General features: G+C 58.9%; 19 protein-coding genes. 13 read left to right on the top strand and 6 right to left on the bottom strand.

Annotated elements, in window-relative coordinates; all coding sequences use genetic code 11:
* The first annotated feature begins 106 nt into the window (after positions 1–106).
* From LHJ54_RS01705 to LHJ54_RS01690, 4 genes are all read left to right on the top strand, one after another.
* A complete protein-coding gene (locus LHJ54_RS01705; RefSeq protein WP_228242073.1) occupies positions 107–712 on the top strand; it encodes a phosphoribosyl-AMP cyclohydrolase in 606 nt (201 codons plus the stop codon).
* A 102-nt stretch (positions 713–814) separates the two neighbouring features.
* The gene (locus tag LHJ54_RS01700; protein WP_228242072.1) at positions 815–1,492 is read left to right on the top strand and encodes an OmpW family protein; all 678 of its coding nucleotides are present in this window, start codon (positions 815–817) and stop codon (positions 1,490–1,492) included.
* Between the two features lie 79 nt (positions 1,493–1,571).
* Entirely contained in the window at positions 1,572–2,240 is a 669-nt protein-coding gene (locus LHJ54_RS01695; protein ID WP_228242071.1) for a DUF2490 domain-containing protein, read from the top strand.
* A gap of 252 nt (positions 2,241–2,492) precedes the next feature.
* Positions 2,493–3,647 carry a site-specific integrase gene (locus tag LHJ54_RS01690; RefSeq protein WP_228242070.1) on the top strand — a complete coding sequence of 385 codons (1,155 nt, stop codon included), beginning with the start codon at positions 2,493–2,495 and terminating at the stop codon, positions 3,645–3,647.
* Positions 3,648–3,704: 57 nt separating this feature from the next.
* Here LHJ54_RS01690 and LHJ54_RS01685 read toward each other — a convergent pair whose 3' ends face one another.
* The 4 genes from LHJ54_RS01685 to LHJ54_RS01670 all read right to left on the bottom strand — a co-directional run bounded on the left by LHJ54_RS01685 (position 3,705) and on the right by LHJ54_RS01670 (position 6,087).
* Positions 3,705–4,679 (bottom strand): hypothetical protein, encoded by a 975-nt coding sequence (locus LHJ54_RS01685; RefSeq protein WP_228242069.1) that lies wholly within the window; start codon positions 4,677–4,679, stop codon positions 3,705–3,707.
* Positions 4,631–5,494, bottom strand: a complete 864-nt coding sequence (locus tag LHJ54_RS01680; protein WP_228242067.1) for a pentapeptide repeat-containing protein — start codon at positions 5,492–5,494, stop codon at positions 4,631–4,633. The genes LHJ54_RS01685 and LHJ54_RS01680 overlap by 49 nt, the downstream gene beginning before the upstream one ends.
* A gap of 195 nt (positions 5,495–5,689) precedes the next feature.
* Positions 5,690–5,884, bottom strand: coding sequence for a helix-turn-helix domain-containing protein (locus LHJ54_RS01675; protein WP_228242064.1), 195 nt, complete (start codon positions 5,882–5,884; stop codon positions 5,690–5,692).
* The gene (locus tag LHJ54_RS01670) at positions 5,881–6,087 is read right to left on the bottom strand and encodes an AlpA family transcriptional regulator (RefSeq protein ID WP_228242062.1); all 207 of its coding nucleotides are present in this window, start codon (positions 6,085–6,087) and stop codon (positions 5,881–5,883) included. Before LHJ54_RS01670 ends, LHJ54_RS01675 begins: the two co-directional genes overlap by 4 nt.
* Positions 6,088–6,548: 461 nt before the next feature.
* Here LHJ54_RS01670 and LHJ54_RS01665 point away from each other — a divergent pair, with 461 nt between their 5' ends.
* From LHJ54_RS01665 to LHJ54_RS01635, 7 genes are read left to right on the top strand one after another with little or no spacing between them, the layout of a single operon-like run.
* A complete protein-coding gene (locus tag LHJ54_RS01665) occupies positions 6,549–7,172 on the top strand; it encodes a restriction endonuclease subunit S (RefSeq protein WP_228242060.1) in 624 nt (207 codons plus the stop codon).
* Positions 7,169–8,686: a type I restriction-modification system subunit M gene (locus tag LHJ54_RS01660; protein WP_228242059.1), complete on the top strand. Its 1,518-nt coding sequence runs from the start codon at positions 7,169–7,171 to the stop codon at positions 8,684–8,686. Before LHJ54_RS01665 ends, LHJ54_RS01660 begins: the two co-directional genes overlap by 4 nt.
* On the top strand, positions 8,686–9,720 hold the full coding sequence (locus tag LHJ54_RS01655) for a virulence RhuM family protein (protein WP_228242058.1): 1,035 nt from the start codon (positions 8,686–8,688) through the stop codon (positions 9,718–9,720). The genes LHJ54_RS01660 and LHJ54_RS01655 overlap by 1 nt, the downstream gene beginning before the upstream one ends.
* Positions 9,717–10,952, top strand: a complete 1,236-nt coding sequence (locus LHJ54_RS01650) for a restriction endonuclease subunit S (protein ID WP_228242056.1) — start codon at positions 9,717–9,719, stop codon at positions 10,950–10,952. The genes LHJ54_RS01655 and LHJ54_RS01650 overlap by 4 nt, the downstream gene beginning before the upstream one ends.
* Positions 10,949–12,496, top strand: a complete 1,548-nt coding sequence (locus tag LHJ54_RS01645; protein ID WP_228242051.1) for an SIR2 family protein — start codon at positions 10,949–10,951, stop codon at positions 12,494–12,496. The genes LHJ54_RS01650 and LHJ54_RS01645 overlap by 4 nt, the downstream gene beginning before the upstream one ends.
* Positions 12,493–15,777: a type I restriction endonuclease subunit R gene (locus tag LHJ54_RS01640; protein WP_228242049.1), complete on the top strand. Its 3,285-nt coding sequence runs from the start codon at positions 12,493–12,495 to the stop codon at positions 15,775–15,777. Before LHJ54_RS01645 ends, LHJ54_RS01640 begins: the two co-directional genes overlap by 4 nt.
* Complete coding sequence (locus LHJ54_RS01635) at positions 15,774–16,529, top strand: M48 family metallopeptidase (protein WP_228242044.1); 756 nt, start codon at positions 15,774–15,776, stop codon at positions 16,527–16,529. The genes LHJ54_RS01640 and LHJ54_RS01635 overlap by 4 nt, the downstream gene beginning before the upstream one ends.
* Before the next feature lie 14 nt (positions 16,530–16,543).
* Here the strand turns inward: LHJ54_RS01635 and LHJ54_RS01630 are convergent, their stop codons facing one another.
* A complete protein-coding gene (locus tag LHJ54_RS01630) occupies positions 16,544–16,768 on the bottom strand; it encodes a conjugal transfer protein TraD (RefSeq protein WP_228242043.1) in 225 nt (74 codons plus the stop codon).
* A 22-nt stretch (positions 16,769–16,790) separates the two neighbouring features.
* Positions 16,791–17,096, bottom strand: coding sequence for a conjugal transfer protein TraD (locus tag LHJ54_RS01625; RefSeq protein ID WP_228242041.1), 306 nt, complete (start codon positions 17,094–17,096; stop codon positions 16,791–16,793).
* Between the two features lie 173 nt (positions 17,097–17,269).
* Here LHJ54_RS01625 and traA point away from each other — a divergent pair, with 173 nt between their 5' ends.
* Together traA and LHJ54_RS01615 are read left to right on the top strand one after the other, a co-directional pair.
* Entirely contained in the window at positions 17,270–20,155 is a 2,886-nt protein-coding gene (gene traA, locus LHJ54_RS01620) for a Ti-type conjugative transfer relaxase TraA (RefSeq protein ID WP_228242038.1), read from the top strand.
* Positions 20,156–20,165: 10 nt separating this feature from the next.
* On the top strand, positions 20,166–20,939 hold the full coding sequence (locus tag LHJ54_RS01615; protein ID WP_228242031.1) for a DUF6118 family protein: 774 nt from the start codon (positions 20,166–20,168) through the stop codon (positions 20,937–20,939).
* The last annotated feature ends 63 nt before the right edge of the window (positions 20,940–21,002 follow it).

The raw sequence follows: 21,002 nt of genomic DNA, 5'->3' as shown, positions 1-21,002 counted from the left end.
GCGCGTCGCTGCTTAACTCCACCCGGCCAAGGGACACCTGTCCCCCAGCAGATCAATCCACCCATCGGTCCGCTCGCGCGGGACGGTGACGAAATGGAGACAGCACATGAAGTATTTTCGCTCAACCGCCCTTGCCCTGGCCGCCGCCGTGCCGCTGACGGTGATCGCTGCGCCGGCCTTGGCGCAAACCCGGGCAACCACTGTTGAAACCACCGGTGAAGCGGTCGCGCTTTACGCGCCCATCACGGTGGCAGAGGTGGAGGCGGCGCAGCGCCAGTGGGGCGACGCGCTGGTCGCGATCTCGACCGCCTACGACCGCGAGGGACGGGAAGCTGCCACCCGCCTGGCGGAACAGGCAATCGACACCGCCTATGCCTACGACATGGGCCCGGTGCTGTTCAAGCCGACGCTGACGGTGGCGCCGCAGACCTTTCGGACCGACCGCGAGGGCGCGCTAGCCTACTTCGTCGGCGGTAACACCAATTACGCCGGCGATACCGGGTTCGCGTTGAAGGGTTGGCGGCAGTACGCCGTGGAGAACACCGGCATCGTCATCACCGGCAATTCCGCCATTTCCATGGGTCTGGTCACGTTCACCGATGCGCAGGGCAACCGCACAACCGTTGACAAGACCTGGGGCTTTGTACGCGGACCTGACGGCAGGCTGCGTATCATGCTGCACCACTCTTCACTGCCGTATCAGCCGGGCTGACCCGGCATGGCAGTCCGGCCGCAGGCGCTTGTCCCCCCGCCTGCGGCCGGACCATCCCGATAAACGCCGCCGGTCAGGCGGACAGACACAGAAAGCATTCCAATGCCCGTCAAGACTTTCGGCGCGCTTGCCGCGTCAACGCTCGCGCTCGCTTGCGCCACCCCGGCGCTGGCTCAGGACGCCGGCACCGTTCAGCTCAAAGGCTTCGTCACCGGCGTATTGCCTGACGGAGAAATCACCGATGTGCGGATCGACAACATTCCGCTTCCCGCCGGATCGCAGGTGCGCGCGACCGACTCGGTCGTTCCCACCATCGCGCTTGAATACTTCCTGTCGCCTAATTTCTCGCTGGAGACGATTTGCTGCGTCACGCCGCATGACGTGCGCGGCACCGGCGCGCTGGCGGGCGCCGAACTGGTCGACAACGCCATCATCCTTCCTGCGACCGTCACCGCCAAGCTGCACCTGCCGCTTGATGGAGGCATAAAGCCGTATGTCGGCGCAGGTCCGACGTACTGGTTCATCTTCGGCGAGGATGTCGGGGCGGCTGCCGCGGCGCTCGGTGCGACAAGTGTGGATCTGTCGGATGAGTTCGGCTTCGTGCTGCAGGGCGGGGTTGATATTGCCCTCAATGATCGCGGCCTTGGCCTGTCGCTCGATGCCAAGCGGTACTTCATCGACACCACCGCCACGTTCCGGGCCGGCGGTGCAACCGCGTTGCAGACCGAGCACCGTCTCGATCCATGGGTGCTGAGCGGCGGGCTCACCTACCGCTTCTGATGCCTTTTACGACAGATAGGCGCGAGGTGGGGCCGACAGGCCGCGCCGCTTCGCGCCAGGATGTCCATGATGTAGGAGAATGAGCTTGCCCCACATCGCCACGCGGCTGATCGGCCTTGCGCTACTGACTGCGCCGGCCTGCGCCCTTGCCGAAGACCACAACGACGCGTTCGAGTTCTGGCTCAATCCCTCCGCCAGCTTCGATCTGGACGACAATACGGGCCTGGAGATCGAGACGGCCCAGCGTTTTCGCAGCGCCAGCGATGGACGTCCTGACACCTATTTTGCGCGGCTGTGGCTCAATCAGGATGTCAGCGATGCGGACACGCTCAGCGGGGCAATCGAGCGGCGCATCAACGACGGCGCCGCTAACGAAACGCGCTTCCTGCAGCAAATGACCACGCGGCATGGCATCCTTCGCACCCGCCTTCGCCTCGAACAGCGCCTCGTCGATGGAGCCGACCGAATGGGGCTGCGCCTGCGCCCACGTTTGGGAGCGGCCGTCCCGCTGGACGAGGAGGGCCGCTGGAGCTTCGAAACCGATGCGGAGCTGTTCTGGACCCTGCGCGGCAACAACCGGGACAGCGACGAAGGACTGACCGGACTGCGCACCCAGATCGGCCTGGGTTACGAAGTGAACGACCGGCTTGCCCTGAGCCTCGCCTACCTGCGGCAGCAGGATTTCGAAAGCGGCGGCCCGGACGAGGTCGGTCACGCGCCGATCATCGGGGTTGAGTTCTCCTTTTGAGCGGCGGGGGCCCGGTCCAAATGTGCATCTTCGCCTAGCATTAGGCGCATGATGAGCGATCTGTGACAGGAGAATTGGCGCACCCGACATTGCTAAAACTTCTGTCGCAGCCAGTTTCGGGGCGTCCCTAACTACACTGTAAAATCAGGGATTTGTCTTCTACCGTGTTCACGGTTGATCGCCCCCGTTTGCCTGCATTTCGATCACCATGTGGGGTCGAAAGTTGGAACAATTTTATGGTGTGTATAACCTATGGCACTGACAGCATTGAAGGTGAAGAACGCCAAGCCCGGTCGCTACGTTGATGGCCGTGGCTTGTGTCTTTTCGTGAAGGAGAGCGGCTCCCGCAGCTGGGTCTTGCGGATGCAGCACAACGGCAGGCGACGCGACTATGGATTGGGATCGGCGCTCGATGTGACGCTGACTGAGGCGCGAGACGCCGCAGCCGCATTGCGCCGCCAGGTTCGCGCTGGGATCGATCCGGTTGCCGAACGACGGAAGTCGCGCAAGGTAGTGCCGAGCTTCGAAACCGCAGCGCGCGAATGCTACGAGGCGTTGAAGGACGGCTGGAAGAACCAGAACTATCGAAACTGGATTTCCTGCATGGAAAACCACGTCTTCCCGCTGATTGGCAGGAAGCCTGTCGATCAGGTGGAGAGCACCCACGTGGTCGAGGTGCTCACGCCCATCTGGCTCGAAATCCCCGATACCGCCCGCAAGATCTTGCAGCGCATCGGTGCCGTGCTCGACTTCGCGCATATCAAGGGATGGCGGGAAGAAGAGGCCGCGCTGCGCTCAGTACGCAAAGGCTTGCCGCGCCAGACCGACAAGGTCGAGCACTTCAAGGCCATGCCCTATGCCGACATTCCGACGTTCATAAAAGAACTGGCCACCGCATCACCCACATCGGGCCGCGATGCCCTGCGTTTCACCATCTACAATGCCGTGCGGTCGAGCGAAACGCGCAAGGCCGTCTGGACCGAAATCGACCTCGACAAGGCGGTCTGGACCATCCCCGGCGAGCGCATGAAAGCAAAGGAAACGCATGTGGTTCCGCTCTCTAAGGCAGCCGTTTCCATTCTGCGTCGGCGCTGGAAACTGCGCACGAGCGACGATGGACTTGTCTTCTCGAACAATGGCGAAAAGCCCATCAGCGACATGACAATGACCAAGCTATTGCGCGATGCCGGGATCAAGGGCGCGACCGTCCATGGCTTCCGTTCCGCCTTTACTGATTGGGCGGCGGAGAAGACCGACTTTCCGAAGGAAGTGGCGGACAAGGCCTTGGCGCATAAGCTGAGCAACCAGGTCGAAGCGGCCTATCGCCGCACCGACTTCTTCGACAAGCGGCGCGAGCTGATGGCGATGTGGGCAGATTACCTAGAGGCCACAAAGCCAAGGGGTTAAGACCGCAAACATCATACTGGAAGCCAAGTTTTCCGGATTTGGCTTGCTGCGAAATGTTCACCCATTACGAACAATCTGTGAAATGTCGCCAAGTGCCGCAAGTCTCCTTCGCAGTTCTGGGGCCTTGGATGCGCTGAGGTTAGCGTAGGCGCGGGGGTTTCGAACCCACTCGTTCAAAGATGTTAGCGCTGGATCAGCGAACCGATTGCAGCCCAAGAAACGGGCAGCAATGATTCGTTTTTCGAGGTCGCGCACTTGGAGATAAGCAGGCGAACCGTCTGCGGGACTGGGTCCAGCCAAGACTTCTCCGGCTGGCACGGTACGTATAGCGCTCGGGAAGTACTCCTCTGGCAGTCCAGCTAGGGCTTCTCTTATCATTCTGATAACAGTCCCTGACGTGGCTGAGTCATCGCTGCGATACAACGATTTGAGAAAACGAAGTCGTCGGAGGGTCGAGATGCCAGCGGCGTGGAGAAGACCTTCCTCTTGAAGTGCCTCAAGGATGCGATCGTAAGCAAAAAGATGCCTTCCTCGGCTGGCGAGCCAAAGCACGCCGAAGTTGCGGACTGTCACATAGAGAACATCGGCCGCCCAAAGTTCTGCGTTCGGCCCCGGAGGGATCGTAGTGATGAGCGCCGCTAGATTAGAATTGTCGCGGATTTCACGATCGTAGCATTCGTTCGGTCGGAATCCGTCAAGAAGCTTGGCCAAGCGTTCGTTTCTGTCTGAGACGATCGAGGCTTCCAATCGCAGATGCTGAAGAAACAGCGCGCCCCTTTCCGCGAGCGCTTCTAACTTTCGGAAGGTGTACGATGCGACCGATACACCCTCTGCTTTCAGCGACATCGCTCGCGCTCGAAGGACTGCCACATCATCATCGACGATGAGAAAATCACGATCACTTAGTCGATCAGTGTCTCCTCTCGCGCATGAGCCAAAAAGAGCTTCCGAAGCTGCACGGTTCTCCATCTTCTTTGTTCGCGTCATCGCAGGAACCTCTTCACGAGCACCGACGTGAAAATTGCCAGCCATCCTATAGCGGCCAAAGCTTCGAAGGTGGTCAAAAGCTTTGCGAATGACCCGTCGGGAACGACTGTTGAAAACCCCAAGACAGTGAGGATAGAAAAAGAATAATAAATGCTATCAACAAACGAGGCACTGGGTGGCCGTTCGCCGTTTACTAGCAGGTCACCTCCAATCACAAAATGATTGAAGACAGAGATCGAGAGAAAGCCAATGATTGTGAAAATGAAGAGCCGCACCGGTTTATAACCATACCCGGCTAATACGTCATATACCCAACTCTTGAAGCGCTCCCAGTGACCCGGAAGGAAGTCAATATTTTTCTTTCTTATTTCGTAGCATAGTTGATATCTTTTCCAGCGGCGGAACTCGATGTCAGCTATCGCAAAGAATGCGTCTTGCCTTTCGTCAGCATAGTTGGCGAGCAGCGAATGGTACATAGTGACGCCAACGTTTGACGCTTCCACTTTATATCGTTCGTCCAGGTGAATTGTCAGGGGATCGAGGTAGCACTGCTCGAATTTGCTCTTCCACATATTGCAGTTGACGAATTTGCATTTGTGGAACTCGACTTCATGGAATCGGCTACCTTTGAAGATGCAGTCTTCGAAATGGCAGTTCGTAAAAGTAATCTTGAACAGTTCCATGTTTGCGATGGAAACGTTCCTGAACGTCACGCCTTTTATTGCCATGCGAGGACGGCCCCATTTCGTCCCTCTAAAGAGCATATTCGTGACTTCGTCGCCAGGAGACATGCTCGGCATAGCATTTCCTTCATCGTGAGTGGTGGGGGTGCCATCCAGTCTGAAAAAGTTGCTGAGCATGTGAAATTTATGGGCAGATTGCGAGGCCAATGTCTAGAGACGTTGAGTAAAGGCGGGCCTTTACGTTGCTCGACTCGATTTACCCCTACGAAGCAGTGACGAGGCAACAGGTCAGGATTGGCCATTTTCATGCACAAAAGCTGCAAAGTCATCGTGCGGAAGGGCAACTAACCGCGTTTGGTGCGGTCAACGAGATCAATTTGCGACCCGCCGACGCTTTACCAATTCGCGCAAGCTGGCTGTGGTGACCCTCGTTGCCTTTCCGATCTTCACCGTTTCGAGCTCTCCTGTTGAGATCAGCTCGTACAGCTTCGTGCGCCCGATGCCGATCATGCGGGCAGCCTCATTGATCCTGACGCAGATCGGCTCGACGGGCTGATGGCCGCTCATTCCGCCGGTTCCTCTTCACGATAGTGAGCGGGATCGGCGATCCAGCGATTGACGGCAGACTCGTGCCAACCCGCGCCATGGATGCTGATCTTGACCTGCGACGGGAATGTGCCCTCGGCGATCTTGCGATAAATGGTGGAGCGGGAAAGGCCGGTGCGGTCGAGCACGGTCTTGAGGCGGATAATGCGTTCGGTATTCGACATGGGGCATTCTCACTTTGATACTGGCGGCCCCTCACCGGAACATAATGAGAACTTTTCGGCGCAACTCAAGGATGTTGGGCAAACAGAACGGGCTTCATGCGCACCCAAATGCAGCTGTAGTTTGGAAAGCAGGACAACTACGCATCTTTCGGGACAACCACGGACTTGAGATTGGCAAGCTGATCAGACGCAAGATTTTTCTCACCCCGTCGCGGAACTCAATCCGCTGGCTATGCTCGATGGTTGGCGGCGTTATCGTTGCTGAAAAATGCGTGAGGTCAGACCTACATGATTCGCGCTTCCATGCAGGAGTTAGGGTGCGGCTGGTTTGCGAAAGGGCCAAAACGCATAGCCTTGCTTAGTGTTCTGCCGAAACTGTAAACCAGGGCCACGAATGCAGCATCAATTCGGTTGATGCACCTAGAATTGACAGCGCCGCCATTTTGGAGCAAATGACTCGCATGAAGCGGTTTGACGCATATGATTTGGGTTTGCTCGCTGACCTTGCGTCGATTTCGGCGGGCTATCCCTTCCGTGGCAAGATCGACGCCCTTCCCAAAGGCGACGTTGCCGTAATTCAAATGCGCAACGCCGATCCCGAAACCGGGATCGATTGGGAGGGCCTTGCGCGTATCGAACTGCCACGAGAATCTGCGAAAGCATTTCTGCGGCCTGGTGACATCATCCTCTCCACACGCGGTGGACGCAACTTCCCCTATTGCATCGAGGAACGCGACGAACAGGTCGTTTGCTCACCGCATTTCTTTGTCATTCGCGTCAGAACCGACGCGATCCTCCCCCAGTTCCTAGCTTGGCAGATGATGCAGAAGCCTGCGCAGGACTACTTCGCGGCGGGCGCGACCGGCTCCTACATCCTGAATCTCAAGCGCGAGGTGGTCGAGAATCTTCCGATCGCCATTCCGCCGCTCCCGCAGCAGCAGCATATCGCCGACCTTGATTTGGCTGTGCGCGGCGAACGCGCGATCCTGACCCAACTTATCGACAACAGAGCCGCCGAAATGACGGCCATTGCCCAACAGCTGCTTGCACCTGCCTTTCAGCGCCCGGAACAGAGAGCATCATGAACGATCAGATCAAACAGGACGAAGTGAACAAGGCCGTTTGGGCCGCCTGCGACACCTTTCGCGGGACGGTCTCTGCCGACGTTTACAAGGACTACGTCCTTACCATGCTGTTCCTGAAGTACCTGTCGGACGTATGGCAGGACCACTACGACGAATACAAAAAGCAGTATGGCGACACGCCCGAGCTGATCGCGGAACTGATGACGAACGAGCGCTTCGTCCTGCCGGAATCCGCCAATTTCACCACGCTCTACAAGGCGCGGCACGAACCGGGGAATGGCGAGCGGATCGACAAGGCGCTGCACGCCATCGAAGAGGCCAACGTCGGCAAGCTGCGCGACGTGTTCCAGGACATCAGCTTCAACTCCAACAAGCTGGGCGAGGAGAAGCAAAAGAACGACATCTTGTGTCACCTGCTGGAGGATTTTTCGCGGCCAGAGCTGAACATGCGCCCCTCGCGCATTGGCAATCTGGACGTGATCGGCAACGCCTACGAATTCCTGATCAAGAACTTCGCCGCTGATGCAGGTCGCAAGGCGGGCGAATTCTACACCCCGCCTGAAGTTTCCGAACTGATGGCCGAAATCATGGACATGGCCGAGGGCGAGGAAGCCTGCGATCCCACCTGCGGTTCCGGTTCGCTGCTGATGAAGTGCGGTCGCCGCGTGCAGGCCAAGTTCGGCGGTTCGAAGAAATATGCGCTCTACGGCCAGGAATCGATCGGCAGCACCTGGGCGCTCGCCAAGATGAACATGTTCCTCCACGGAGAGGACAATCATCGTATCGAATGGGGCGACACCATCCGCAACCCCAAGCTGCTCGACGCCGAGGACCGGCTGAAGCACTTCGATGTCGTCGTCGCCAACCCGCCCTTCAGCCTCGACAAGTGGGGCGTCGATACGGCGGAGAATGACCGGTTCGGGCGCTTCCGTCGCGGCGTGCCGCCCAAGACCAAGGGCGACTACGCTTTCATCCTCCACATGATCGAGACGATGAAGCCCAAGACCGGGCGCATGGCCGTGGTCGCGCCGCATGGCGTGCTGTTCCGGGGATCGAGCGAGGGCAAGATCAGGCAGAAGCTGATCGAGGAAAACCTGCTCGAAGCGGTGATCGGCCTGCCGGAAAAGCTGTTCTACGGCACAGGCATTCCGGCCTGCATCCTGATCTTCCGCAAGACAAAGGCTGACGACAAGGTGTTGTTCATCGACGCCAGCCGCGAATTCAAGTCGGGCAAGAACCAGAACCAGCTCACGACTGGACCGGACAGCCATGTTTCGAAGATTGTCGAGACCTATCGCAACCGTGCGACGGTCGACAAGTACGCCTATCTCGCCACGCCCGAGGAACTGGCCGAAAACGACTACAACCTCAACATCCCGCGCTATGTCGATACCTTCGAGGAAGAGGAGGAGATCGACCTGGTCGCCGTCCGTGCCGAGCGGCTGAAGCTCAAGGCCGAGCTGGCCACGCTGGAGGAGAAGATGGACGGCTACCTCAAGGAGCTTGGCTACTGATGGCTGGCGAGATCATCCAGTACCAGACGGAGGACGGTGTCACCGTCATCCGCCTTCAGGCGAGCGACGGCAGCGTGTGGCTGAGCCAAGCCGAAATGGCCGAGCTGTTCCAGACCACCAAGCAGAGCATCAGTCTCCACGTCCGGAACATTCTGGACGAGGGCGAGCTGGAGGAAGAGGCAACTGTCAAAGAAAACTTGACAGTTCAAACTGAGGGCAAACGCAAGGTTTCCCGCCAGATTTTGCTCTACAACCTGCAAATGATCCTTGCCGTTGGCTTCCGTGTGCGGTCGCTGCGGGGGATGCAGTTCCGGCGCTGGGCGTCGGAGGCGCTGAGCGAATATCTGGTCAAGGGCTTCGTCATGGACGACGAGCGCCTGAAGGAACCGGACAACGATTATTTCGAAGAGCTGCTCGCCCGCATCCGCGACATTCGCGCGTCGGAAAAGCTGTTCTACAAGAAGGTGCTCGATATCTACGCCACCGCCGTGGACTATGATCCCAGGGCGGAGGCGAGCACGCAGTTCTTCCAGACGGTGCAGAACAAGATGCACCACGCTGCCCATGGCCAGACGGCAGCGGAAACCAAGCTGGCGCGAGCCGACAGCGCCAAGCCGATGATGGGGCTGACCAGCTGGACCGGCGAGAAGAAGGGCCGCCTGCCCACCAAGCAGGATGCGCAAGTGGCGAAGAATTACCTGGCGGATGACGAGATGGAAACACTCAACCGCATCACCGTCGCCTTCCTCGAATTTGCCGAGGCCATGGCGAAGAACCGCAAGCCGATGCACATGGCCGACTGGATCGCCAAGCTGGACGACTTCCTTAAGCTGGGCGATCACCCGTTGCTCGACGGCGCGGGTCGGGTTTCCGCCAAGCAGGCGCAGCGCCATGTCGATACCGAATACGACCGCTGGCACACCCGCACGATCAACGCGCCGAGCGCGGTCGAACAGCATTTCATTGAAGCCACCGCCAAGGTGAAGAAGCTCGCCGCTGACAAGCCCGCCAAGGGCAAGGACGGTGCGAAATGATTCCTGAGGGGTGGCAGTCCATCCAGCTGAAGGATGTAGTCCAGAAGGGGCGAAAGATTTGCTACGGTATCGTTCAGCCCGGAAAATTCGAGGCGGGCGGAATACCGCTCATTCGTGGCAAAGATTATTCGTTCGGTTGGGTCGAGCTTGAAGATTTCTTCCGTGTCTCGGAGGCAATCGACCGCCCCTACAAGCGATCCAAGGTAAAGCCCCGCGACCTAATTTTGACGATTGTCGGGGCAGGAACGGGCAACGTCGCAACTGTTCCCGATTGGCTTGACGGGGCGAATATCACGCAGACCACCGCGCGTATTGCAGTTGACCATGACAGATTCGACTTTCGTTATGTCCGGGCCCTGCTCGAAAGTCGGTTTGGGCAACATGCGGTTTACCGCGCGATTAAAGGTGGGGCACAGCCTGGGTTGAATATCGCAGATGTCGAAAAGTTCACGTTTTTCTACCCAACTAGGACAGTTCAAAGCCAAATAGCTGACGCCGCAGAGGCTTGGGACCGCGCCATCGAGACGGTCGAGGCGCTGATGGCCAACGCCCGCGCGCAGAAACAGGCGCTGATGCAGCAGCTGCTCCCGCAAGGCACCACCCCACCCAAAAAACGCCTCCCCGGCTTTTCTGGCGAGTGGCGCAAGCTGCACATTGGCGATGTCGCGAGGGAAGTGTCGGAACGCGCCGGGGATGAGGCCGATTACCCCGTCCTGTCCTGTTCAAAATATGACGGGATGGTGGAGTCGCTGACCTACTTCAAGAAGAAGGTCTACAGCGATGACACGTCGAACTACAAAGTCATGCGGCGTGGCACGTTCGGCTTCCCCTCGAACCATATCGAGGAAGGTTCGATCGGCTATCAGGACTTGTTCGAAGCCGGGATTGTCAGCCCGATCTATTGCGTCTTCGCTGCCGATAAAACCATGGATGACGGCTTTCTCTACAAACTGCTGAAGACAGATCGCTATCGTCAGATTTTCGCTGCCGCGACCAATGCTTCTGTCGACCGGCGCGGGAGTCTGCGCTGGAAGGAATTCGCCAGGATCACGCTGTTGTTACCTCCATTGGAGGAACAGCAAGCAATCAGCAAGGCCGTCAATTCAATCGCGGCCACTGAAGCCGCCTACGAAGCCCAACTCACCGCCCTTCGCCAGGAAAAGACCGCGCTCATGCAGCAACTGCTCACCGGCAAACGGCGGGTCAAACTCCCGGAAAGCGAAAACGCATGAAACTTGGATTCTTCTTCGGTGCAGGGGCGGAGGTTTCATACGGCCTGCCGCTTGGCGGCAAGTTCGCTATCGATCTCTTCCGTCAGGACAACACGGCAGAGAAGGAAGCCCTTCGGGAGCTGCTGAAGGGCATCGACCAGTACTCGATCTATGCAACGAAGTGGCTTCCCGAGAAGTACTGGAACAAGCGGATTCACGCTTTCGGCAAGACCGAATTTCGCGCGCTGATTGAATCGTCGATCGAATATCGCAAAGGCATCATCGTCGAGCGCCTTAATGCGTTTGACGACCTGCACACCCGAGCACGTGAAGCGTGCGGAATTGACGCTGATCGCTTCGCCGAGGCATTCGAGGCGTTCACCGGAAAATCGTATGGGGAAAGCACTTACAGCCAGGCCATCAAGGTCAATCCGGCGCTTTCGGACAATGTGAAGCTATTTGAGTCTGAGTTCTATTCAGCTGTTCTCGATGTCATCCGCAAGGAAGGCGACACCGCTCAGATCGAGAAGTACGCGACTTCGATCTTGCAGCTTCTGATCGGCGCCTACGGTCAGGAGCTTGTGCAGAAGGTGAACCAGGAAATCTTCACCGAAGCGCCCGACGACCTCACGATATTTGATGACATCAGCGGCCTATTCAGACTGGAATTCGACAAGATCGGAAACACCGCGCTTGAGCTGCTGCTCAAATCCGGCGGGAAAACCGAGATAAATGACGAATCCACTTTGGCGGATATGATCCTCGCGCTGTTGCGCGAGGTGCTCGAAATCCTTTTTACCGAAGTGCTCGACTACCAGTCGCTCATCGATAGCCACTGGCGCTACCTGTACTCTCCAAGGGAGGACTGGGCCAAATTCACGAAGATGGTGATCTTCCTCAATACGACCCGGAATTACATGGTGAAGCAGCTTGAGGGTAAGGTCGACACCGATAGCGCTGGCTACTACCATGACCTGCTGTCAATGATCGAAGCCGGCCATGAGGTCAGCGCTGTTGGAACGGCAAATTACAACAACCTAGTCGAGGAAATCGCGGGCGATAAGGTGTCGTCAGAATCGATCTACCACCTGAATGGCAGTGTGAACGATTTCTACAATCCGTATAAGAATACAGTGATTTCCTGCCCGGACGGCTCCGTACCGACAGACCAAATCCATGTCCCTTTCATGCTTACGCAAAGTGGGGTGAAGCCACTCACTTCAATCAACATGTCACGTCGTTACGTGGAGCTTTTCGACAAGCTCAAGGCGGGGGACGCGATTGTGGGCATCGGCTATAATTTCAACATCGATGACAATCACATCAACGGCTTGTTCCGCCAGCTGATCGAGGAGGAGGGGCGTCAGTTCTTCTGGGTAGTGCCGTCAGGTTCGATGACGAACGATCGTCTGACGAGATCACTCGAGGAGAAGATGAGGCTGCCAACTTCGGTTCGCGAACGCATCCACATTATCCGTGTCGATCGTGAGACGCGGAAAGTTGCCGATGGCAAAACCTGGATTGAGCAAATCCTTGTAGAGCTTGAAGAAGCGCTGGCGGAGTGACCATCACCCCCAACACCGCCGAGCTTTACAGCTCCCATATTCCGGCCCTCGCAACGCTGGTTTCACTGGGCTGGGATTACCTCTCGCCCGAAAATTGTCTTGTGGCGCGCGGCGGCAATCAGGGCGTGGTGCTGCGCGATGTACTGGTCGAGCAACTGCGGCGACGGACGTTCGACTATAAGGGGAGGACTTATCCGCTTTCGACCAATGCGATCGACCAGATCGTCCGCGAGCTGACTTCGCCCGCGCTCAATGAAGGGCTGATCACCGCCAACGAGAAGCTCTACAACGCCATCACGCTGGGCGTCACCGTCACCGAGTTCGTCGATGGCAAGAAGCACAGCGTCACCGTGCCGATTATCGATTGGGCGCGCCCGCTGGCGAACAGCTTCGTGGCGAGCGAGGAGATGGAAGTGCTCGCCGTGCCGGGCACCCATACGCGGCGACCCGATATCGTCGGCTTCGTCAACGGCATCCCGCTGCTGGTGATCGAGGCCAAGCGACCCGATAGCGGCAATCCCAACAAGTCGATGGTGGACGAAGGCATCAGCCAGACGATCCGCAACCAGGGGCAAGAGGAAATTCTGCACTTGTTCGCCTATGCCCACCTGCTGTTGTCGATCGGCATGACCGATGGCCGCTATGGCACCACTAGGACCCCGCGAAAATTCTGGGCGCAGTGGCGCGAGGAAGAATTCTCCGAGGACCATTTCCGCCAGATCAAGAACGCTGCAAAGAAAATCGATCCGCGGGCGGCGATCCTGAGGAACCATGTGCGCGAAGTGCGCGACCACTTCCAGCACCTGTGGAGCGACGAGCAGGCCGTGACCGCGCAGGACCGCCTGCTGATCGGCCTCTGCACGCCAGAGCGCCTGCTGGAATTCGTCCGCTCCTACGTCCTGTTCGACCGCAAGGTAGACAAGATCGTCGCGCGCCATCAGCAGTTCTTTGGCATCCGCGCGCTGCTCGACCAGATTAGCAGGATCAAGCCGGATGGCGCGCGCGAGGGCGGGGTAATCTGGCACACCACCGGTTCGGGCAAGAGCTTCACGATGGTGATGCTGTGCAAGGCGCTGCTGCTGCATGAGAAGCTTAAGGCGTGCCGTCTGGTCGTGGTGACCGACCGCCGCGATCTGGAAAAGCAGCTGGCAGGCAACTTCTTGACCGGCGGAGCCTTCGGCTCGGACATTGGTTCGAAAGATGCGGGCAAGGCCAAGGCGCAATCGGGCCGCGATCTGGCCAAGCGCATCGGGAAGGGCACCGAGCGAATCATCTTCACGATCATCAACAAGTTCGGCAGCGCGGCGCGGCACGCCGAATGTCGCAACGACAGCGCGGACATGATCGTGCTGGTCGATGAAGGCCACCGCAGCCAAGGTGGCGAAAACCACGAGCGGATGCGCAAGGCCTTGCCAAACGCTGCTTATGTCGCGTTCACCGGCACTCCGCTGCTGAAGGACGACAAGACGGCAAACAAGTTTGGGCGCATCGTCCACGCCTACACGATGAAGGACGCCGTTTCGGACGGCACGGTGACGCCGCTGCTCTACGAGGAACGCGAGCCGATCCTCGACGTGAACGAACGAGCGATCGACAACTGGTTCGAGAAGGTCACCGCTGCCCTTTCCGATGAGCAGAGGGGCGATCTCAAGAAGAAGTTCGGGACCAAGGGCGCGGTCTATGGCTCTGGCGACCGTATCAATCTTATCGCCCTCGATATCGCGACCCACTTCAAGGAAAATTTCAAGGATCTTGATCTCGGTCTGAAGGGTCAGCTGGCGACCGATTCCAAGCGCTCAGCCATCCGCTACAAGAAGGCGCTGGATGCAACCGGTCTGGTCAGCAGCGCCATCGTCATTTCGCCCCCTGATACCCGCGAGGGCCATTCGGAGGTCGACGAGGCAGAGCTTCCTGAGGTGCTGCAATGGTGGAAGGAGAACGTCAAAGGCGACGCCGAGGATTACGAGCGCCAGGTGATCGAGGATTTCTCGACAGAGGGCCGACCCGACATCCTGATTGTGGTCGACAAGTTGCTCACCGGATTTGATGAGCCGCGCAACGCCGTTCTCTACATCGACAAGAAACTCGAACAGCACAATCTGATCCAGGCCATTGCTCGCGTGAACCGGCTGCATGAGCAGAAGAAGTATGGTTTGCTCATTGACTATCGGGGCATTCTGAAGGCGCTGGATACCGCGCTCACGGAATATCAGGACCTGGCCGAACGGACGCAAGGCGGCTTCGATCTCGACGACATTGACGAACTCTATGCCGATGTCAGCACCGAGTATAAGCGATTGCCCAGCCTCCACGCCGACCTCTGGGCAATCTTCAAGCCGGTCAAGAACAAGGCCGATATCGAGCAGTACCGACAGCTGCTGGTTCCGCAGACCCGCGAGAGCGAGGATGGAACACCTATCGACCTGAACCAGAAGCTGAGGGAAGATTTCTACGAGGCTCTGACAGCCTACGGCATGTGCCTGAAGATTGCTCTGGGATCGCGTTCGTTCTTCGAAGACACATCAATCACCGAAGGACAGATTGCGGAATACAAACGAGACCTCAAGTTCTTCACTAACCTGCGCAAGATCGTGAAGCAGGACGCACAGGAAACCGTCGACTACAGCGCATACGAGGATCAGATCAGGAGACTGGTCGATCGCTATGTTGTGGGCGAGGACGTGGAGAACGTGGACGGCGTTCTGATTGTCAACGAGCTTGGAAATCAGCAGGCCGCCGAAACCTGGTCCCCTGAGAAAACACGCAACGAAACTGACATCATCCGATCCAGAGTCCGTAAGACGATCGAGCAGGAACTGGCCGACGATCCCTATGCGCAGCTGTTCTTTTCCGATCTGCTCAAGCGGGCCATTGCGGAAGCATCTGCGCTTTTCGACCACCCTTACAAGCAATACATCCTGTTCAAGGATTTGGAGGAAAAGCTCGCCTCCAAGTTGATCGATGACCTGCCTAAACGCCTCGCAGGTCGCCGCCATGCGAGCGCCTATTTCGGGATTATCCGGTTGGAGATAGGGGACGAGCTCGCAAAGGGGGATGAGCAAGAGGAATTCATCCAGGCAGCGCTGGACATGGAGAAGTCCGTCGAGAGTGCCATTGCAGAAAACTCGCTCAACCCGGCAAACATTGAAGCGGCTATCCGAAAAGCTTTGTTGCCGCGCCTGTTCGGCCTGACGGGCTTGGACAAGGCAAAGGTTATTACAGAGAAGGTTGTCGAGGTAACCCGCATTGGCCTTACGCGTGGAAGTGGCGCAAAAACATGATTGTCCGATACGGCGATCAAGAGGTGTCGTGCCTCGTTCGACAAACCGCAGCTGTCACGGGCCGCATCCGCATCCATGTTTACCCCAACGGTGATGTCGAAATCGAAGCACCCAGCGATAAGGAAACGGGTCAGATCAGGGCGGCGGCCCAGCGACGCGCAAGATGGATATTCCAGCACCGAAACGCAGCAATTACCGCACGGCGAATGGCGCTACCGCGTGAATATGTGAGCGGCGAGACGCACTTCTATCTGGGGCGGCGGCATAAGCTCATCGTCAACGAGAACAGCGCGCAGCCTTCTGAAGTCAAACTCTTGCGAGGCAAGCTCGTTGTAACCCTCCCAGTGGCTGATCGAGCCGCCGTCAGACGCAGATTGAACGCATGGTATGATGCGCGCGCGGACGAATACCTAAGCGACAAATTCTCGGAAATCTCAGGCCGGTTGAATTGGGTCGAAGCACACCCACCGCTGAAACTTATGCGCATGAGGACGCAATGGGGTAGCTGTTCCCCGGACGGGGTGATTTACTTGAACCCCGCACTCATACGGGCACCACGTCATTGCATTGAATACGTCATTCTCCACGAACTCTGTCATCTGGTCGAACACAACCACAGCAAGCGCTTCTTCGACATGCTCGCCAAGCAGATGCCCACTTGGGAGGGCGCAAAACGGGAGCTGGACTCGCTCGCCGAATTGGTCCTCGCGGGACACGAACCAGTGTTTGATCGGACGGTATTGCGTCAATAGCTCAACCACTGCGCTTATGGGTTTTCAGCCTCGAACGACCGCTTGCCCTTGCGCCGGAACAACACCAGCGCGTGCGCGCCATCAGGGCCGCGCAGCTTGGCGGCAACGGTGAGGAACGCGCCATAAAGCGCGGCGCGATCATCGTCTGTCAACTCGACCAGTTCAGCCTTGGCTACCAGGCCGCCCAGCTCGATCAGTTGCCGGGTTCGCTCTCGTCGCTTGACCTGCCACTCGCGCATGTCGGTTCGCGCCTTTGCTGCCTCAAGCCGATGCCGCGCCGCCATCGAGCGGGAGAGTGCCTTCCGGCTGCTGACCAGGTCCGCTCGAAGCGCTGCGTGACTTGCCCTGAAAGAAGGCCGCGCCGCGCTTGCGCCAGCCCTCCCCGGTGGCCTTGTCGGTGTTGGCGGCAGCATCGAGTAGCGCACCGGCAAGGGTCTCAGCATCAAGAACGTCGGCTCCGGTTGCAGTGACCAGCGCGCCAAGTTCGCGCACGCGGCGTTCCTTTAACTGCTTTGCCTTGTCGGCCAGTGCCTTCAGCTCCGAATCAAAGTCGCGGGGTTTGCGCATGTGTTGTCTCCATCGTTGGTGTGATGGAGCCATCATAATCTTAGCTGTAATCCAATGCAGTAAGGTCGCCGGGACAGTGTGATACCGCCTAGTCCCGATCAGGATTTTATCATGAGAGGGCGCGCTTATACGTCGTGCCGACGTGGCGTTTGGAGTGTAACTGGATTGCCGTCATGGCAATCTTTCACTTCAGCGCAAAGGTCATCGGACGGTCGAGCGGACGCAGTGCCGTGGCGGCAGCGGCCTATCGCGCAGGCGAGCGGCTGCACGATGAGCGGATCGACAGAACCCATGATTTCACCAACAAGGCAGGCGTCCTTCATTCCGAAGTGATGCTGCCCAAGGGCGCGCCCGAAGCCTTCGCCGACCGCGCTACTTTGTGGAACGCTGTCGAGGCCGCCGAGAAGCGCAAGGATGCCCAGCTTGCCCGCGAGGTCGAGTTCGCCCTGCCCCGCGAGCTGTCCAAGAAGGACAACGTGAAGCTGGCGCGCGAGTTCGTGAAGGCTGAATTCGTCGAGAGAGGCATGATCGCCGATCTCAATGTCCATTGGGATATCGGCGAGGATGGCAAGGCCAAGCCACACGCGCATGTCATGCTGACGATGCGCGAAGTGACCAAGGACGGCTTTGGCGCGAAGGTCCGCGACTGGAACAAGACCGCGCTGATCGAACAATGGCGCGAGCGCTGGGCCAATCATGTGAACCGCGCGCTGGCCGAACGTGATATCGATGCGCGCATCGATCATCGCAGCCTGGAAGCACAGGGCATCGCGCTGGAGCCGCAGGACAAGATCGGTCCCGCAGCCTCACGCATTGGCGGGCGCGGGCTCGAAGCCGAACGGATCGAAGAACATCGCGCCATCGCCCAGCGCAATGGTGAGCGGATCATCGCTAATCCCACGCTGGCATTGGATGCGATCACGCACCAGCAAGCGACGTTCACCAAACGCGACCTTGCCGCATTTGTTCACCGGCACAGCGACGGCAAGGAGCAGTTCGATGCCGCCTACAATGCTGTGCGCGGCTCCGCTGATCTCATCGCGCTGGGCAAGGACGGACGCGGGCAGGATCGGTTCACGTCGCGCGGGATGATCGAGACCGAACAGCGCCTGCATCGCGCCGCCGATACCATGGCGCAGCGCACGGAACACAGCGTCAATGATGGCCAGCGGAACGCCGCTTTCGCAAGCGCTGCGAAGCGCGGCCTGGCTCTCTCCGGAGAGCAGAAATCTGCTTTCGAACACGTCACGAAGAAGGGCGATCTCGCGGTTGTCGTTGGCTATGCCGGAACCGGCAAGAGCGCCATGCTAGGCGTTGCGCGCGAGGCTTGGGAAAGCGCTGGCTACAATGTGCGCGGCGCAGCCCTGTCCGGCATTGCTGCCGAGGGTCTGGAGAACGGCTCCGGCATTGTATCGCGCACCATTGCCAGTCTTGAACATCAGTGGGGCAAGGGACGCGAACATCTGATTGCCAAGGATGTGCTCGTGATCGACGAAGCGGGCATGGTCGGCACGCGCCAGATGGAGCGCGTACTGTCCCATGCCGCGAAGGCCGGGGCGAAGGTTGTTCTGGTGGGCGACCAGCAGCAGTTGCAGGCCATCGAGGCAGGCGCAGCATTCCGGGCGATCCACGAGCGCCACGGCGGCGTCGAGATCAGCGAAGTCCGCCGCCAGCTTTCCGAATGGCAGCAAGACGCGACCCGGCACCTCGCAACGGGTCGCACCGGCGAAGCGATCCGCACCTATAAAGAGCGCGGCATGGTCCATGCCACTGACACGCGCGAGGTCGCGCGGACAGAGTTGATCGAGCGTTGGGATGAGGAACGCCAGAACAGCCCAGACGACAGTCGGATCATCCTCACCCACACCAATGATGAGGTCCGCGAACTGAACCAGATGGCGCGCGAGAAGATGCGCGAAGCTGGCGCATTGGGTGCAGATGCCACGATCAAGGCCGCGCGTGGCGAACGACAATTTGCATCCGGCGACCGCATCATTTTCCTGCGGAACGAGCGCGGGCTTGGGGTGAAGAACGGGACGCTGGGCACGGTTGAACAGGCCAGCGCGCAGCGCATGGCGGCGCGCACCGACGATGGCCGCGAGGTTGCGTTCGACACCAAGGACTATGCCCACGTCGATCATGGCTACGCCGCCACGATCCACAAGGCGCAGGGAATGACAGTGGACCGCACGCATGTGCTCGCCACGCCAGGCATGGACAGCCATTCCGCCTATGTCGCCATGTCGCGCCATCGCGAAGGACTGGCGCTGTACTATGGCCGTGATGACTTTGCCGACCAGTCCAAGCTTGTTCGCACGCTCAGCCGCGAACGCGGAAAAGACATGGCTGCTGATTACAAGCCCGAGCAGGCCTTCGCCGAACTGCGCGGAATCAGCTTCCGCGAGCGGGTCTTGGAGAAGGTTCGGCAGGTGCCGGAGAAGGCCAGATCTATCTTCGGAAACTTCCGCCCGCAGGCACGCCAGCTTGAGCCGCTTCCGGTGCAGACGAACTCGCAGAACGACCAGCGCCGCGCAGTCGAACGCTATGCCCGTGCGCTTTGCGATATCGGAACGATGCAGGCCCAGGGCTTGCCCGTGCTCCCGCACCAGAAGGATGCGCTGGAGAAGGCTGGAAAGGCGCTCGAAGCGATAAGGCCCCTTGCGGCCACCGATCTTGCCACGGCGCTAGAGCGACGTCCTGAACTGATTCCCGATGCCGCTGGCGGGCGGACTCGGGAAACCATGCGCGCCATGCAGAACGAAGCCGCCGTGCGCACCGATCCGGAGCTGCGATCCGAACGCTTTGTCAGCGACTGGCGGGGGCTGAACGCAGCACGCAAGCAGCTTGAGCAGCAGGGTGACCGCGCGGGCGCTGCTCGTGTGTCGGCAATGCTGACCGAACTGGCGAAGGCGCTTGAACGCGACCCGCAGGTCGAAGGCCTGCTGCGCGGCAAGACCCGCGAACTGGGCATCGAGCCCAAGCCCGAACGCAGCATCGCAAACGAACTCACCGCAACCCTCACCCGTGAACGCACCCGCGTTTTCGACATGAGCATTTAGGAGAAATGACATGGAAGACGACAACATCGAAGAAGTGCAACTGGACCTCGAAGTCGAGGAACCGCCAGCCTCGCAGCGGGAACCGGAAACGGCGGATGAAACCGATCCCGCGACGGAGGCCTTCGCCCGCCTCGAAGGCGAAATGGCAATGGTGCGCCATACGGTCCAGAACATGGCCAGGGAACGCGCCGACATCATGATCCCGGACTACACAGCTACGCTCGGCCAGATGGCCGATCAGCTGGCGCAGGTCTCCAAGACGTTAGGTTCAATTGGCAACAAGCCTGCCATTGAGCTGACGCCGGAAGACATCGCGTTTCAGATGAAGCGCGCCTCGCTCGACATGCTACGCGATGCCAGCGATCTGTTCCGGCACGGACGCAAAGACCTAGACCTTGCAACCGGTCGGCTCGCCGCAATTGTCGGGCGTGTCCGCACGGAGGCCGAGCAGAAGCGCCAGACCTGGCGCTTTGCAGGCGTGGGTGTGCTGGCCGGTATCCTGCTCTGGTCGATCCTGCCCGGTACTATCGCCCGCGCAATGCCCGAAAGCTGGCATTGGCCCGAACGGATGGCGGAAAGAGTTCTGGGAGAGTCGTCGCAGTGGAACGCGGGCAGCAGGATGATGCAGAGTGCCGATCCTCTAGCGTGGCACGTCCTTGTTGCGGCGGCTGACATGCAGCGAGATAATCGGGACAAGATTGAAGATTGCAGGAAACGTGCGAATTCGAGCGGGAAGAACGTATCCTGCACACTCCAGATTCGGGCGCAGAACGGAGACGATTAGCGCGCTGGAAATTGCCTTCACGCACCAAGAAGCGTCCCGGAAAGCCCCAGAATGTGCTGGAAA

This window comes from Porphyrobacter sp. GA68 (assembly GCF_022605525.1).
In the GTDB taxonomy this organism is placed as follows: Bacteria; Pseudomonadota; Alphaproteobacteria; order Sphingomonadales; family Sphingomonadaceae; genus Qipengyuania_B.
This window is presented reverse-complemented; position numbering and strand designations above follow the sequence as displayed.

Bases quoted from the DNA above. Each gene is read 5' to 3' on its own strand.
- LHJ54_RS01705 (WP_228242073.1), top strand. From the start codon at position 107: ATGAAGTATTTTCGCTCAACCGCCCTTGCCCTGGCCGCCGCCGTGCCG.
- LHJ54_RS01700 (WP_228242072.1), top strand. From the start codon at position 815: ATGCCCGTCAAGACTTTCGGCGCGCTTGCCGCGTCAACGCTCGCGCTC.
- LHJ54_RS01695 (WP_228242071.1), top strand. From the start codon at position 1,572: ATGAGCTTGCCCCACATCGCCACGCGGCTGATCGGCCTTGCGCTACTG.
- LHJ54_RS01690 (WP_228242070.1), top strand. From the start codon at position 2,493: ATGGCACTGACAGCATTGAAGGTGAAGAACGCCAAGCCCGGTCGCTAC.
- LHJ54_RS01685 (WP_228242069.1), bottom strand. From the start codon at position 4,679: ATGGCTGGCAATTTTCACGTCGGTGCTCGTGAAGAGGTTCCTGCGATG.
- LHJ54_RS01680 (WP_228242067.1), bottom strand. From the start codon at position 5,494: ATGCTCAGCAACTTTTTCAGACTGGATGGCACCCCCACCACTCACGAT.
- LHJ54_RS01675 (WP_228242064.1), bottom strand. From the start codon at position 5,884: ATGAGCGGCCATCAGCCCGTCGAGCCGATCTGCGTCAGGATCAATGAG.
- LHJ54_RS01670 (WP_228242062.1), bottom strand. From the start codon at position 6,087: ATGTCGAATACCGAACGCATTATCCGCCTCAAGACCGTGCTCGACCGC.
- LHJ54_RS01665 (WP_228242060.1), top strand. From the start codon at position 6,549: ATGAAGCGGTTTGACGCATATGATTTGGGTTTGCTCGCTGACCTTGCG.
- LHJ54_RS01660 (WP_228242059.1), top strand. From the start codon at position 7,169: ATGAACGATCAGATCAAACAGGACGAAGTGAACAAGGCCGTTTGGGCC.
- LHJ54_RS01655 (WP_228242058.1), top strand. From the start codon at position 8,686: ATGGCTGGCGAGATCATCCAGTACCAGACGGAGGACGGTGTCACCGTC.
- LHJ54_RS01650 (WP_228242056.1), top strand. From the start codon at position 9,717: ATGATTCCTGAGGGGTGGCAGTCCATCCAGCTGAAGGATGTAGTCCAG.
- LHJ54_RS01645 (WP_228242051.1), top strand. From the start codon at position 10,949: ATGAAACTTGGATTCTTCTTCGGTGCAGGGGCGGAGGTTTCATACGGC.
- LHJ54_RS01635 (WP_228242044.1), top strand. From the start codon at position 15,774: ATGATTGTCCGATACGGCGATCAAGAGGTGTCGTGCCTCGTTCGACAA.
- LHJ54_RS01630 (WP_228242043.1), bottom strand. From the start codon at position 16,768: ATGCGCGAGTGGCAGGTCAAGCGACGAGAGCGAACCCGGCAACTGATC.
- LHJ54_RS01625 (WP_228242041.1), bottom strand. From the start codon at position 17,096: ATGCGCAAACCCCGCGACTTTGATTCGGAGCTGAAGGCACTGGCCGAC.
- traA (WP_228242038.1), top strand. From the start codon at position 17,270: ATGGCAATCTTTCACTTCAGCGCAAAGGTCATCGGACGGTCGAGCGGA.
- LHJ54_RS01615 (WP_228242031.1), top strand. From the start codon at position 20,166: ATGGAAGACGACAACATCGAAGAAGTGCAACTGGACCTCGAAGTCGAG.